General features: G+C 63.1%; 12 protein-coding genes. 5 read left to right on the top strand and 7 right to left on the bottom strand.

Translation table 11 applies throughout. The features are described from left to right. Nucleotides 1-8: 8 nt before the first annotated feature. Together ACZ5G6_RS19430 and ACZ5G6_RS19425 are read right to left on the bottom strand one after the other, a co-directional pair. Nucleotides 9-956 carry a carbohydrate ABC transporter permease gene (locus ACZ5G6_RS19430; protein WP_498687420.1) on the bottom strand — a complete coding sequence of 316 codons (948 nt, stop codon included), beginning with the start codon at nucleotides 954-956 and terminating at the stop codon, nucleotides 9-11. Nucleotides 957-983: 27 nt separating this feature from the next. After that, nucleotides 984-1,958, bottom strand: coding sequence for a carbohydrate ABC transporter permease (locus tag ACZ5G6_RS19425; RefSeq protein WP_498687418.1), 975 nt, complete (start codon nucleotides 1,956-1,958; stop codon nucleotides 984-986). 202 nt (nucleotides 1,959-2,160) lie between these two features. On the opposite strand from ACZ5G6_RS19425, the gene ACZ5G6_RS19420 reads away from it, so the two are divergent. Beyond that, nucleotides 2,161-3,360: a Gfo/Idh/MocA family protein gene (locus tag ACZ5G6_RS19420; RefSeq protein ID WP_498687416.1), complete on the top strand. Its 1,200-nt coding sequence runs from the start codon at nucleotides 2,161-2,163 to the stop codon at nucleotides 3,358-3,360. Between the two features lie 14 nt (nucleotides 3,361-3,374). After that, nucleotides 3,375-4,394: a LacI family DNA-binding transcriptional regulator gene (locus ACZ5G6_RS19415; protein WP_498687413.1), complete on the top strand. Its 1,020-nt coding sequence runs from the start codon at nucleotides 3,375-3,377 to the stop codon at nucleotides 4,392-4,394. 288 nt (nucleotides 4,395-4,682) lie between these two features. On the opposite strand, the gene ACZ5G6_RS19410 is transcribed toward ACZ5G6_RS19415, so the two are convergent. The 4 genes from ACZ5G6_RS19410 to acs form a co-directional block, all read right to left on the bottom strand. Continuing rightward, on the bottom strand, nucleotides 4,683-6,062 hold the full coding sequence (locus tag ACZ5G6_RS19410) for an FtsX-like permease family protein (protein WP_498687410.1): 1,380 nt from the start codon (nucleotides 6,060-6,062) through the stop codon (nucleotides 4,683-4,685). After that, complete coding sequence (locus tag ACZ5G6_RS19405; protein ID WP_498687408.1) at nucleotides 6,055-6,804, bottom strand: ABC transporter ATP-binding protein; 750 nt, start codon at nucleotides 6,802-6,804, stop codon at nucleotides 6,055-6,057. Before ACZ5G6_RS19405 ends, ACZ5G6_RS19410 begins: the two co-directional genes overlap by 8 nt. 87 nt (nucleotides 6,805-6,891) lie before the next feature. After that, nucleotides 6,892-7,680, bottom strand: a complete 789-nt coding sequence (locus ACZ5G6_RS19400) for a DeoR/GlpR family DNA-binding transcription regulator (protein ID WP_498687406.1) — start codon at nucleotides 7,678-7,680, stop codon at nucleotides 6,892-6,894. A 168-nt stretch (nucleotides 7,681-7,848) separates the two neighbouring features. After that, the gene (gene acs / locus ACZ5G6_RS19395) at nucleotides 7,849-9,894 is read right to left on the bottom strand and encodes an acetate--CoA ligase (RefSeq protein WP_498687403.1); all 2,046 of its coding nucleotides are present in this window, start codon (nucleotides 9,892-9,894) and stop codon (nucleotides 7,849-7,851) included. Nucleotides 9,895-10,352: 458 nt separating this feature from the next. Between acs and ACZ5G6_RS19390 the strand changes: the two genes are divergently transcribed. Genes ACZ5G6_RS19390 through ACZ5G6_RS19380 form a run of 3 tightly spaced genes read left to right on the top strand, consistent with a single transcriptional unit; the run spans nucleotide 10,353 to nucleotide 13,250 of the window. After that, a complete protein-coding gene (locus ACZ5G6_RS19390; protein WP_498687401.1) occupies nucleotides 10,353-11,771 on the top strand; it encodes a hypothetical protein in 1,419 nt (472 codons plus the stop codon). A gap of 10 nt (nucleotides 11,772-11,781) precedes the next feature. Continuing rightward, nucleotides 11,782-12,576 carry an endonuclease III gene (gene nth, locus ACZ5G6_RS19385; RefSeq protein WP_223934445.1) on the top strand — a complete coding sequence of 265 codons (795 nt, stop codon included), beginning with the start codon at nucleotides 11,782-11,784 and terminating at the stop codon, nucleotides 12,574-12,576. Then, nucleotides 12,573-13,250 (top strand): NUDIX hydrolase, encoded by a 678-nt coding sequence (locus ACZ5G6_RS19380; protein WP_498687398.1) that lies wholly within the window; start codon nucleotides 12,573-12,575, stop codon nucleotides 13,248-13,250. The genes nth and ACZ5G6_RS19380 overlap by 4 nt, the downstream gene beginning before the upstream one ends. Before the next feature lie 21 nt (nucleotides 13,251-13,271). Here the strand turns inward: ACZ5G6_RS19380 and ACZ5G6_RS19375 are convergent, their stop codons facing one another. After that, nucleotides 13,272-13,472: a YegP family protein gene (locus ACZ5G6_RS19375; RefSeq protein WP_223934443.1), complete on the bottom strand. Its 201-nt coding sequence runs from the start codon at nucleotides 13,470-13,472 to the stop codon at nucleotides 13,272-13,274. Nucleotides 13,473-13,616 lie beyond the last annotated feature (144 nt).

The raw sequence follows: 13,616 nt of genomic DNA, 5'->3' as shown, positions 1-13,616 counted from the left end.
GGGGGGGACTACTTGATTCCGGAGAATCCGATGGAGTTGACTACCTTCTTGCCGAAGGCAATGAACAGAAGGAAGATGGGCAGCGCTGCAACGAGCGTTCCGGCCATGAGCCCGGACCAGTCGAGGGCGCCCTGTGGGGACTGGGACTTGAAGACGCTGAGCCCCACGGTGAGGACGCGGACGTTCTCGTCCTGGCCCACCAGCAGTGGCCAGAAATATTCGTTCCACTGCCCGATGAAGGTCAGCAGGGCCAGGGTGGCGATGGGTGCGGCGGCGTTGGGGAGCACGATCTGGAAGAAGATCCTGAGGTGCTTGGCGCCATCCAGCATTGCCGCTTCCTCTACCTCACGGGACATGCTCAGGAAGAACTGGCGCAGGAAGAAGATGGCGAACGGGGTCATGAACAGGAATGGCAGGGACATTCCCGCCATGGTGTTGAGCAGGCCAAGGTTCTTGATCATGAGGAAGTTGGGCAGCGCGGTGAAGATCGGCGGGACCATCATGGTGGTCAGGAAGACGGCGAACACCTTGTTTCGTCCCGGCCAGCGCAGCCGGGAGAATGCGTAGGCGGCCATCGCACTGAAGAACACCTGGCCTGCGGTGGTAACCGTGGCGAAGATGATGGAGTTGCGGAGGTAGAGCCAGAAATTGATGGCGGCGCCGGAGCCGCCGTCGGCGATGGCTTCCTCGGTGGTCTGCAACCCCAGTACGCGCTTGAACGCGCCCCAGCTGAAGTCGGCCGGGAGGAGGTTTCCGGCGTTTGATGCGAGCGCACTGTTGCTGGACAGGGCAGTCCGCAGCATCCAAAGGAACGGGGCAATGGTCACGGCGACGGCGACGGCGACCAGCACCCAGGCGCCAACCCGGCGCCAATTGATGGGCTTCTTGGGGGACAAACCGGAGCTCCGGGAATTCTGGCGGGAGGCATTCTTGCGGGGTGCGGTTGAGGTGGTCATGGCGGCTCTCCTTATTCCAAATCCGGCTTAGTCCAGGTCCGATTCGTTGCCCTTGAGGAACTTCATTTGCACGAAGGCCACCAGGGCGAGAATGACGAACAGGATCACGGACAATGCGGAGGCGTAGCCGAAATCGGATTCGCCGAAGGCTTTTTGGTAGATGTACATCTGGATCACGCGGGAGGCGTTGACGGGTCCACCGTTGGTTGTCACGGCAACAGTGTCAAAGACTTGGAAGGAACCGATCACGGTGACCACGAGCACCAGTACCAACACGGGGCGCAGCAGCGGCATGGTGACGCTCCAGAACGTCCGGGCCGGGGACGCGCCGTCGAGGTTTGCTACCTCATACAGGTGGTTCGGGATGGCTTGGAGGCCGGCGAAGATCAGGAGGGCCGTGTACCCCATGTGGCGCCATACGTTCACGAAAGCGATGGTGGGAATCGCCCATTGCTCACTGCCGAAGAAGGCGACGCGGGGGAGGCCCACCCAGCTCATGATCTCGTTGACGATGCCCAGCTGGTAGTCCAGCATCCAGAACCACAGCAGGGCGACGATGACGTTGGCCACCAGGAAGGGCAGCAGGAGTGCGCCTCGGATGAACGTGGATTTGGCCACCCGGTGCATTAGAAGTGCGAGGCCCAGCGCGATCACCGTCTGGAAGCCGATGTTCAGGACAACGTACTGGATTGTCACCCCCATGGCGTTCCAGAACAGTTCGTCGGCGAAGATCGCGGTGTAGTTCTCCAACCCGATCCAGGTGGGTTCGCCCAGGATGCTGTACTCAGTGAAGCTGAGGTAGATGCCGCGAATTGTGGGGATCAGAAAGAACGCCACGAAGCCGATCACGGCGGGGAAGATGAAGAAGAGTGCGATCTTCAGGTCACCGAGGCGGCTTGTCATGCTGCGCTTGGCAGGTTTCAGCTTGCGGGGTTGCCGGCCTAGGAGGTTCCTGGCTGAGCGCCGTGCGGCGTTGCCCGGTTGCTTGGTTAGCGTGGTCATCGTCGACCCTTTCCTGACTGTGATGGGGGTAACAACTGGACTAGAATCTACACGAGTAGATCCGAAGGAATCAAGCTTTTTGGGAATATTTGTTCGTTTATATCCAATTTGTTGACTCGTGTAGATCGTAGTGAAAGACTCAAGCGAGCCCACTGAGGGGCCACTACAACTGCTGCCGAGTCAGCTTCAAGGAAGGCAAACGATGACGTTTTCGATCGGTGTTCTAGGTGTCGGGCAGTTCGGCAGCCAGTTCGCGCACCTCTTCAAGCTCCACCCCGGGGTCAGTGCCGTTTACGCGGTGGATGAACTACCCGAGCGTGCCGCAGCGGCTCAGGAACGCTGGGGCCTTGATGGTGTGTTGGGAAGTTTTGAGGAACTCCTGGAGTCCGACGTCGATGCTGTCGCCATCTTCACGCAACGGTGGACTCACGGACCCCTCGTCGAGCGGGCCCTTCGAGCGGGCAAGCACGTGTATTCAGCCGTCCCGATGGCGATCTCCGAAGAAGAAATCGAACGGATCATACAGGCCGTGCGGGAAACCAAGCTTGTTTATGCCATGGGTGAGACCAGCTACTACAACCCCGCAACGGTCTTCGCCAGGCAACAGCATGCTGCCGGGAAGTTTGGCCGGATCTTCTACACCGAAGGCGACTACGTCCACGACATGGACTTGGGTTTCTACGAGGCCTACCAGTACAGCGGTGGCGAACGATGGAAGGAAACGGCGAGCTATCCGCCCATGCTGTATCCGACGCACGCTATCGGTGGTGTACTCGGCGCAGTGCCAGCCCACGCGGTCAGCGTCAGTTGCATTGGGGTTAAGGACGATCGCGGAGATGGCGTCTTCGATAAAGACGTCAGTATGTTCGCCAACGATTTCTCGAATGCTACTGCCTTGTTCGAAATGAACGACGGCGGTGCGATGCGCACCAATGAGATGCGCCGGGTCGGCTACCCCTCGCACCTGCGTGAATCCCGCTTCCGCTTCTTTGGCACCGAAGCCAGTTTCGAGCAACTGGCAACCACCACGGTGTGGCAGGACAAATCTTCTGTGCAGGACGTGTCTGAGCAAGTGGAGACCAAGCCAACCATGTCCGCAGATGACCCGTCCCTCGCGGACGTCGCACCCGAACTGCGGGACGCCTTCATCTCGGGCCTGGCACCCGTGCACGACCAGTCACGGCTTCCGGAAGAATTCCTCGGGGCACCCAATGGCCATGAAGGCAGCCACCAATTCCTGGTGGACGACTTTGTCACTGCGGTCAACAACCGGACCTTGCCGCCCGTGAACGCTTGGGTTGCGGCCCGGTTCACCTTGCCCGGAATCGTCGCCCATGAATCCGCCCTCCGCGGTGGCGAACGCCTTCCTATCCGCGACTTCGGCGACGCCCCCTCGGAATAGCTAGCATTTACCTCATGACAACTTCGGCAGTACAAACCCCGCGCGGACCGGTAACACGCAAGGACGTGGCCCGGTACGCCGGGGTGAGTACCGCCGTCGTGAGTTACGTAGTGAACGGGGGGCCCAAGAACGTGGCCCCGACGACGGAAGCCAAAGTGCGCGACGCCATCCGTATCCTGGGCTACCGTCCCAACGCTGCGGCCCGGGCGCTGAAGCTCGGCTCAAGCGAAACCGTCGGCGTGATTGTTCCGGACAACACCAATCCCTTCTTCTCGCAGCTCGCCCACGCTGTTGAAGATGCTGCGGCAGAACTTGGGTACGGCATGGTTCTCACCAACTCAGGCGGCAGCCTGGCCAAGGAGCGGCAGAACATCCGCAACCTGGCCGCACGGCAAGTGGACGGAGTGTTCCTGGCAAGCTGCGTGTTCGATCCCGATCTGACAGACCTTGAAGCCTCGGAAATCCCGTCCGTGTTGCTGAACAATGCCGGTTCGCCCCCGGGATTTACCAGCGTTGGCGTGGACCTTGAAGCAGGCGCGCGCGCAGCTGTCGAGCACCTCATAGGCCATGGCCACACAAACATCGGACTGGCCATCGGAACAAATACAGGCAACCAACTCGACGGACGTGAAGTGGGCTGGCTTAGAACTTTGCGTGGCGCAGGACTGCCGGATGGCCCCATGCTCCACGGCGAATTCACCCGGCCGGGCGGCTACGAGGTAGGCAAGCGTTTCCTCGCCATGGCCAATCGGCCCACTGCGATCTTTGCCAGCAACGACATGCAGGCCATCGGAATCCTCCGCGCCCTCCACGAGGCGGGCGTTCGGGTGCCTGATGACATGGCCTTGGTGTCCTTCGACGGTTCCCTTGATTCCGAATACAGTTGGCCGGCGTTGACCACCGTGGCGCAACCCGTGGAGGCCATGGCTGAAGCCGCCGTTCGGGCGCTGGTGGGGGAGGGCCGGGGCGAGGCACTGCAGCACAGCATCCTGCCCACCGAGTTGATCGTGCGCCAGTCCTGCGGCTGCACGTAGGCTTCCAAAGTTCTCTCTCACATCCTGCCGGGTTGGCGCGGATGCTCTCTCACATCCTGCCGGGTTGGCGCGGATGTTCTCTCACATCCTGCCGGGTTGGGCTTGGATGTGAGAGCGCATCGCCTGAAAGGCGTCCGGATGTGAGAGTGCATCGCCTGAAAGGCGTCCGGATGTGAGAGTGCATCGCCTGAAAGGCGTCCGGATGTGAGAGAGCATCGCTCTGAAAGGCGTCCGGATGTGAGAGAGCATCGCCTGAAATGCGTCCGGATGTGAGAGAGCGACCGGGGGCTATGAGTCCATGTTGGCGTAGCGTTCGGGACGGGCAAGTACCTGGCTGATCTGGGCGGTGCCAGCGGCGATGGCCAGCCGGACCAGCAGAAATCCGGCCGCAAAAACTCCCCCGACGGTCAGGAAAACCACGGGCTTGGTCAAGAAGGCAGGGCCCGCCAACGGCAGAACCAGTACACCTGCAGCGGCTGAGGAGATTCCGGCCACCAGGAACAGCGGTGACATCACAGCCTTGACGCGCGCAGCCACCATGACTTTCGGCGGCATCCCCACACGGTCCAGTGCCACAATGCTCGCGGCACGATCGAGCACGGCCGCGGCCTGGTTCACGCCGGCGGAACACGCCACCATCAAGAACGAGCCCAACAGGGTGATCATTACCCCAGTGTTGATATCGCGGACGAGCAGCGTGGTTTCATCCGCCGGGCTCCCGCCCATCGTGTCAGCCACGGCCATGCCGACGCCCACGAGCACTCCCACGAAACTGGTCATCGCGACGCCCCCAACCTGTCGCCACGATTCCTTGGGACTCTCCAGCACGGTCCGTGCTGCCAGCAGTTGTTCGGGCCGCTTGGCCCGCTTGAGCTGCGCGGACGCCCGCAACCGCAGGATCCAAGGACCCATGAGGTTCAGCGCCAGCAGTGCCAGGCCAAAGCAGCCACCCATGACGGCGATGATCACAATGAATGCGCCAAAGCTGCTGAGCATGCCCATGGCCACTACTCCGAAAACCACCACCACAGCCGCGATGAGCCCACGGACCCAGTGCGCGCCGTCGGCCGTTTGCCTGGTCCGGACGCCAAGCGGCGTTACCACCACCTTGCGCAAGCCAAGCGCCGCGCTCGTTGCGGCAAGCAGGCAGACCGCCAGGATGCAGGCCAGGATGGACGGCACTGACAACCACGCGTGACTGCCGATCGCTTGGCCACGGAACTGGAGCAGCCCGAGGAACGGTGCCGCGCAGGCGTACAGCCCCGCGCCCGCCACAGCGCCGACAGCAGCCAGGACGGTCGATTCAATAACGGTCATCCAGACGACCGTTGCGCTATTGGCGCCCAGCAGGCGGAGGGACGCTAAACGGTCATCACGACGCCGGGCGGCAAGTCGCGCCGCTGACGCGCCGAGCGTCAGCAACGGAATGACGAGCAGGACCACGGCGACGACGGCCAAGGCTTGGTAGGTGCCGGCGATATCGTCGGACCAGGACCAGAAAACCTGTGAACCGCCCGCCACGGTGAGCAGCAGCGCGGTGACCGTCCCAAACGCGAGGATCGGCAACCCTGCGTCGCGCAGTCTGGGTTGGTGCAGGCCGGCTTCGCGGATGCTGTTGCTCCGGGCGAGATAGGGCGTGAGCCGCAGGGCCATGCTGAGGCTAGACATTGAAGGCTCCCTTGAAACTGGTGGTCGCGGGAGCCGCCTCGACAGGAGCGGCAACCGCGGTGCCGCTGTCCGCCACGATCCTTCCGTCGCGCAACTCCACTACGCGTTGGCAGCGTGCGGCCACGTTGGGATCGTGCGTCACAACCAGCAGGGTCCGCCCATTGGCTGCAACCGAGCCAAGCAGCACGTCCAGGACTTCGTTGGACGTTGCCGAATCCAGGGCGCCCGTGGGTTCATCCGCAAACACAACCCGGGCACCAGTGACTTGGGCACGGGCGATGGCGACGCGTTGGACTTGCCCGCCGGAGAGCTCGCCCAGCCGGCGCTGTTCCATTCCTGCCAGTCCAAGGGCACCGAGCCACTCTGCGGCGCGGGTTTCGGCCGTAGTGCGGTCGGTGCCGTTCAGCATGAGCGCCAGGGCGACGTTCTCCACGGCAGTCAGTTCCGGCAGCAGCATGCCCTGCTGGAAGACGAAACCGAATTCCTCCCGGCGGAGGCGGGAAAGCGCCCCATCTCCGAGGGAATCCAAGCGGAGGGGCCCGGCGGCCGAGCCCAAGGTGACGGCACCGGCGTCGGGCCTCAAGATCCCGGCGAGGCAGTGAAGAAGGGTGGTCTTACCGGAACCCGATGGCCCGATGATGGCAATGGACTCGCCCGCGTTCGCTGTGAAGTCGACGTGGTCCAGGGCGATGCTGCCGGGGTAGTGCTTGGTGAGTTGCTGAGCGTGGAGGATGGCGTTCATAAATCCAGCATCCCCAAAGGCCCCATCCCCCGGCGTCAGTCCACTGGTTGAACTCCGGGGGCCCGACTCCACCCAAGGTATGAGAGCCTACGCCTCCGCGATCCTCAGCTTCGCAACGTTCTCGGCGAGCACGCGGCGGGCATCTTCACCCAGGTTCGAATCAGTGATGAGCTCGTCGGCTTCTTCCAACTGGGCAATGGAGGCTATGCCAACAACGCCCCACTTGCTGTAGTCGGCCAGGACCACAGTGCTGCGGGCCGATGCCATGAATGCCCGGTCCGTTTCGGCCTCGAGCAGGTTGGGAGTTGTGAAACCGGCCTGTGCGTCCATACCGTGGACACCCAGGAACAGGACATCCAGATGAAGCTGCTTTAGTGAGGACGTGGCGATCGGCCCCACTAGTGCGTCCGATGGCGTGCGCTCGCCACCAATCAGGATCACGGTGGAGCCGAACCGGGCCGGCCCTGATGAAGATCCGTGGTGGAAGAGATCGGCGATCCGTACGGAGTTGGTGACCACGGTGATTCGGGGACCATGGACGAGCTCCTGCGCCAGCGCCCACGTGGTGGTTCCGGCGCTCAGGCCAATCGCCATGCCTTCCTGGACAAGCGAGGCAGCCTCGACCGCAATGGCGTGTTTTTCCGCCGTCAGCTGGGTGGACTTGAGCTCGAAGCCAGGCTCATGAGTGCTGGCATCGCCGGGAAGTTTGGCCCCGCCGTGGATGCGTTCCACCCGGCCGGTTTCCTCGAGGGCTTCGATATCGCGCCTCACCGTCATGGGAGAGACTCCCAACAACTGGGCGAGGTCCGATACCCGGACAACGCGCTCGCGCTGGACGGCATCGATGATGGCGGAGTGGCGTGCTGCCTGAAGCATCAGGGCCTTTCTGGAGAGCCTCATCAAACATGAGGCTGATTCTGGCTCCAGTCTAGGACGCGTTGCTGCTGCCGGGTGGCAAATGCGGTCGCGGCGTCGTCATGCAACACGCTTGAATGCACGACGGCGCCGCTCGCCTCGGAAGGGAGCGGCGCCGTCGTGAACTAATTACTTGCGGAGGGACTCCGCGATCTGGGTCATGATGCCGGGGTCGGCCAGGGTGGTGGCGTCGCCGGTGTCCCGGCCTTCTGCGATGTCTTTCAGGAGGCGCCGGACGATTTTGCCGGAGCGGGTCTTGGGCAGTTCCGGGACGATGAGTAGTTGCTTGGGCTTGGCGATCGGGCCGATTTCCTTGCCCACGTGGTTGCGGAGTTCCAGGATGGTCTCCTCACCGTTGTTCACGGCGTCACCGCGAAGGATGACGAACGCGACGATGGCCTGGCCAGTAGTCTCGTCAGCGGCACCGACCACGGCCGCTTCGGCGACGGAGGGGTGCGAGACGAGGGCGGACTCGATCTCTGTGGTGGAGAGGCGGTGGCCGGAGACGTTCATGACGTCGTCCACGCGGCCCAGGAGCCAGACGTCGCCGTCTTCGTCCTTCTTGGCGCCGTCGCCGGCGAAGTACATGGCTTCGAACCGGGACCAGTAGGTGTCCTTGAAGCGCTCCGGATCCCCCCAGATGCCGCGGAGCATGGATGGCCACGGTTCACGGACCACGAGGTAGCCGCCTTCGCCGTTGGCCACGGACTCCCCGGTTTCGTCCACCACGTCCACGGCGATGCCGGGCAGCGGAACCTGTGCGGAGCCGGGCTTGGTGGCGGTGACGCCGGGCAGCGGGGCGATCATTTGCGCGCCGGTTTCGGTCTGCCACCAGGTGTCCACGATCGGGGCGGGGTGCTCCTTGCGTTCGCCATTCTTGCCGGCGTTGCCGCCGATGACTTCGCGGTACCACATCCACGCTTCGGGGTTGATGGGCTCGCCCACGGAGCCCAGCACACGGATGGAGGAAAGATCGTACTTGCCCGGGATCTCCCGTCCCCACTTCATGAACGTGCGGATGGCCGTGGGGGCGGTGTACAGGATGGAGACTTTGTACTTCTCCACGATTTCCCACCAGCGGCCCTGGTGCGGGGAGTCCGGAGTGCCTTCGTACATGACCTGGGTGGCGCCGTTGATCAGCGGTGCGTAGGCGACGTAGGAGTGGCCGGTGACCCATCCGACGTCGGCGGTGCACCAGTACACGTCCGTTTCCGGGTGGAGGTCGAACACGGCCTTGTGCGTGTACGCGGTCTGGGTGAGGTAGCCGCCGGTGGTGTGCAGGATGCCCTTGGGCTTGCCGGTGGTACCGGAGGTGTAGAGGATGAACAGCGGGTGCTCGGAGTCATGCCCGACGGCGGTGTGCTCGGTGGAGGCTTTATCCACCGTGTCGCTCCACCAGAGGTCGCGGCCTTCTACCCAGTTGACGTCCTCGCCGTTGCGCTTGACCACCACGACGTTGTTCACAGTGTGACCCGCTTTGGACAGGGCTTCGTCTACGGCGGGCTTCAGCGCGCTGGGCTTGCCGCGGCGGTAGGTGCCATCGGCGGTGACAACGAGCTTGGCTTCGGCGTCCTCGATCCGGGAACGCAACGCGTCAGCGGAGAATCCACCGAACACGACCGAGTGCACGGCCCCGATCCTGGCGCAGGCCAGCAGCGTGATGACGGCTTCGGGAATCATGGGCAGGTACACGGCCACGCGGTCACCCTTGGCAACACCGAGCGACTCGAACGCATTGGCGGCCTTCTTGACCTCTTCGGTCAGCTCCGCGTAGGTGTAAGTGCGGGTGTCGCCGGGTTCACCTTCGAAGTAAATGGCGACGCGATCGCCCAAGCCGTTTTCCACGTGCCGGTCCAGCGCGTTGTACGCAGCGTTGACCTCACCGCCCACGAACCACTTGGCGAACGGCGGGTTGGACCAATCAAGGGCCTCGGTGAAGTCTTTGTCCCAGGTCAGCAGTTCACGGGCCCGCTTGGCCCAGAACGCGGGACGGTCCGCTTCGGCCTCTTTGTAAACATCTGCGGTGGCCACGGCATTGGCGGCGAACTCTGCCGACGGCGCGAACTTGCGGTTCTCGTGAAGAAGATTCTCGAGGGCCTCGACGTGTGGGGCGTCACCGTTGTGAGCAGTTGAAGCTGCAGCGGTGGCCGTGGATCCGGGGGTGTCCTGGGACATGGTGAACCTCATTATTCATCGATCTTTGCCGCCGCGGACGCCGCCTGCAGGATGCGCACCCCAGCCGTTAACCGGCCTTGTGCGTCCCGCGCGGAGGATCCGCAGAGTGCTGTCCGCCTTCAACCCTATCGCTTCGGGAGGTCCTACGTGTGCGTGGTCACAAAACGGTCAGCGAGCGGTACGGATTCGGCGACGAATGGCGGGTTGGACCGTCAGGAACCGTTTACATTACGGCAGCTGCCGTTGCTTGGCTGTAAGGCGGCCCGGAACTGTAAGGCACCTTGGAGTTTGCTGTGGACGGAGCAGCTTGGCCGTTTTCAGCTAGAAGACTGTCAGTGGGGTGGCATAGGCTGAATAAGTCTTGGGACGCATCTTCAGGTGTGTCCGGTTTTCCGTGGAAGCACGCGGAGAATACCGGTCCGGATTGTCCAAGGCGCCGCCGTACGAAGGAGAAATAGATGAACCAGCTGAGCCCAGGCCCGCACGACTCACATCCGACGGGACCGGACACTGCGGCTGGAAAGGCGCACGACGCCGGTGCCACCACTGCATCGAATCCCGCGTCAGGCGCGCCCACCAAATACGACGCCGTCGCCGGCCCTTTCACCATCCGGGACCTCACGGTTTTCGGTTCCGCACTCCTGATGTTCATCGCATCGCTCCTGCCAATGTTCGGTGGTCGTTTCAATCTTTGGAACGTGGGCAGCCTTTTCTTCCTGCTCCTGGGGATCATCCTGCCGTTGGTGGTGGTGGCGTTGTTCATCGCCCGTCGGTTGCAGCCGGGGACAATCGTCCGCGTTGGCTCGCTCTCGATTGACCAGTTCGCTTCAGTGACCGCTGCCTTCGCGGTGGCGCTGTTCTTCCTGACAATCGTCGATTCCTTCAACGGCAGTGTCCTGCTGGGGTTGGTAGGTTCCGTGGCCTTGCTGGCGGGCACCGTTTTGGCCCCGCACCTGCCGTGGTTGTCGGCCGATTTCAAGGGTCGCCCGGAAACTCCGGCCCACGTTGTAGCCCGCCAAGCCGCGATTCCCACCCGCAAGCCCGCTGCTCCCAAGCCTCCCAAAGAACCTAAGGCGACCAAGCCGTCCACCGGACCCTCGACGCCGGCGTACCAGGCGCAAGGCCCCCAGGCGCCCGGCTCACAGGCGCGGGGATACCAGGCTCCGGGTGCGCAGGGGTACGAGGCGCCGGGTTATCAGGCACCGGGTGCAGGTCCTTCCAGCGCCAGCCCATATGCTCCGCCAGCCACGTCCGAGCCCGTTGCTCCGGCGCCCACTGGTGGCCCCGCCGTCGTGCACCCCGCCGTCGTGCACCCGGCTGACGGCAAGCCTGCTGCGGAACCCCAGGCTGCCGCCCCCGCACCTGCTGCCCCAGCCTCAGCCCCGGCTGCGCACGCCGAGCCTTCGCCTGCCGAGCCCGACGTTCTCGTGAGTGAACCTGGAGAAAGGCGGTCACCGGCACAGGCACCCGCCACGAGCCAGCACCCGCAGCAGCCAAGTGCCGCGCAGCCTGCCCAGCAGCCCGCAGCCCAGCAGCCAAGTGCCGCGCAGCCCGCTAATGAGCGTGCATGGGCTGCCACTATGGCCACGCCCATCGTGTCTGCGGATACGCGCACGGTCAGCGACTCCATTGGCGCCACCGTTGATCCGTCCAGCCGTTCGGATGATTCCGACTCCTCGCCCGCCTACGAAGCCTTTTGGTTTGCCGTAGCCCAGCCCCGAACCGCATATGACGAACGGACGGGTGCTCCGGCCTTCACCATTGAGCCAGGAGGTTGGGTCCTCGCACTGGAGGACCGTGGCCACGAATTCCTGGTTCAGGATACCGACGGCAAGGTTGGGGTCCTGCGGGAGCTCAGCAACATCGAACGCGGCTGAGAACGACGCTGTGACCATCGCTGAAGCTGGTTCCCCGCTCGCCGTAAAACGCCGGGCACGCAGGATCAACAGGGTCCTGGCTGACAAATACCCTTATGCTCACGCCGAGCTGGATTTCCGGAACCCGTTTGAGCTTGTGGTGGCCACGGTGCTCTCAGCCCAGACCACGGATGTATTGGTCAACCAGGTCACCAAGATCCTGTTTGCCCGCTACCCTGACGCCCGTGCCTTGGCGGAAGCGGACCCTGCGGAGTTGGAATCAATCCTGCAACCCACGGGATTCTTCAGGGCAAAGGCCAGGAACATCCTGGCTCTCAGCACACGATTGGTTGACGAGTACGACGGCGAGGTTCCAGGCCGCCTCGAGGACCTTGTGACACTGCCCGGTGTCGGCCGTAAAACAGCCAACGTGGTCCTCGGGAACGCTTTTGGTGTCCCCGGAATTACCGTGGACACCCACTTCGGCAGGCTGGCTCGCCGTTTTGGGTGGACGGTATCCGACGATCCCGTCAAGATCGAGTTCGACGTCGCAGAGCTCTTCGAACCACGGGACTGGACCATGCTTTCGCACCGCGTGGTCTTTCATGGCCGCAGGATATGCCATGCTAAGAAACCCGCATGTGGCGCGTGTCCTGTCGCGAGTTTGTGTCCCAGCTATGGCGAGGGCGAGACAGACCCTGTTAAGGCCGCAAAGTTGTTGAAATACGAGCTCGCGCCGGGCAATGAGGCACTGTTGGAGAAGTTGCTCGCCGAGACGCACAGGGCTGCGGAGATCCGGATGGAATCGCAGAGGAGGCCCGGGTGACCGCGTTCGAGGACCTCGCCAAATTAGTAGCCCGTTTTGAGGCCGGCGAGCAGCAGCATTCTTCACACTGGGCGCAGTTGCCCGTCACGCCCGAAACCAACCGCGCCGCAGCCGTGCTCATGCTCTTTGGTGTGCTGGACAACGTCCCCGCCGAATCCGGACGCCCTTTTGCCCCGGCTGACCTCGATGTTCTCCTGCTTGAACGGGCTCACACCCTGGACGACCACCCCGGCCAAGTAGCTTTTCCCGGCGGCAGCGTGGATCCGGAGGACGACTCCGTGGTGTCTGCCGCCTTGCGTGAGGCAGTGGAAGAGACCGGGCTGGATGTCAGCGGTGTAAAGGTGCTGGGCGTCATCCCCGAGCTTGGACTCATCCGCAGCAATTTTCGGGTGACACCCGTACTTGCATGGTGGGACTCGCCATCGCCAGTTCGCGTAGTCGATTACGCAGAGTCAGCCCAGGTGTTCCGGGTACCGGTCAGGGATCTCCTGGACCCCGTCAACAGGGTAACCGCCACTATTTCCCGATTCGGCCGCACGTTCTCAAGTCCAGGCTTCACCGTCAACGGACTCGTGGTCTGGGGCTTCACCGGGATGGTCCTCAGCGGGTTGTTCGATGAACTCGGCTGGACGGTCCCCTGGGACCAGGACAAGCTACACGAGATCCAGCTTTAGCAGCTCCGCCGCAGGTGCCCCTCAGGCGGCCCTGCGGTTCGCCGTCGAGCGGTCCACGATCAGCCCCGTTGCGGCGTTTTCACGCACTGCATTGATGCCATCCACCACGCCCTTGAGATGTTTGAACGTTGGTGACTCCGCTACAACCGTTCCGTCCGCCGCGGTAAGGCGGAACCGGTACGAGCCGTCGCTGTCTTTGAGAATTTCGAACCTGCCAGCCATTTTTTTTGCTGTCCCCCTTGGTGCTTCCTTGCAACAGTGCGGGGCCGGTGTGCAGGGCCCACGTAGAGAACGTATCCAGAAGCCAGCGGGAAATAAAGTTACTCGGTGGTACCTGTCATGCAAGGGTCATCCACCATCACACTG

This window comes from Arthrobacter sp. TmtSoilC51, assembly GCF_055388015.1.
Note: the sequence above shows the minus strand (reverse complement) of the source record. Positions and strands in the feature narration are given on the sequence as shown.

What these genes read in the sequence shown, in the direction of transcription:
- ACZ5G6_RS19430 (WP_498687420.1), bottom strand. Translation starts at nt 956, where the DNA reads ATGACCACCTCAACCGCACCCCGCAAGAATGCCTCCCGCCAGAATTCC.
- ACZ5G6_RS19425 (WP_498687418.1), bottom strand. Translation starts at nt 1,958, where the DNA reads ATGACCACGCTAACCAAGCAACCGGGCAACGCCGCACGGCGCTCAGCC.
- ACZ5G6_RS19420 (WP_498687416.1), top strand. Translation starts at nt 2,161, where the DNA reads ATGACGTTTTCGATCGGTGTTCTAGGTGTCGGGCAGTTCGGCAGCCAG.
- ACZ5G6_RS19415 (WP_498687413.1), top strand. Translation starts at nt 3,375, where the DNA reads ATGACAACTTCGGCAGTACAAACCCCGCGCGGACCGGTAACACGCAAG.
- ACZ5G6_RS19410 (WP_498687410.1), bottom strand. Translation starts at nt 6,062, where the DNA reads ATGTCTAGCCTCAGCATGGCCCTGCGGCTCACGCCCTATCTCGCCCGG.
- ACZ5G6_RS19405 (WP_498687408.1), bottom strand. Translation starts at nt 6,804, where the DNA reads ATGAACGCCATCCTCCACGCTCAGCAACTCACCAAGCACTACCCCGGC.
- ACZ5G6_RS19400 (WP_498687406.1), bottom strand. Translation starts at nt 7,680, where the DNA reads ATGCTTCAGGCAGCACGCCACTCCGCCATCATCGATGCCGTCCAGCGC.
- acs (WP_498687403.1), bottom strand. Translation starts at nt 9,894, where the DNA reads ATGTCCCAGGACACCCCCGGATCCACGGCCACCGCTGCAGCTTCAACT.
- ACZ5G6_RS19390 (WP_498687401.1), top strand. Translation starts at nt 10,353, where the DNA reads ATGAACCAGCTGAGCCCAGGCCCGCACGACTCACATCCGACGGGACCG.
- ACZ5G6_RS19375 (WP_223934443.1), bottom strand. Translation starts at nt 13,472, where the DNA reads ATGGCTGGCAGGTTCGAAATTCTCAAAGACAGCGACGGCTCGTACCGG.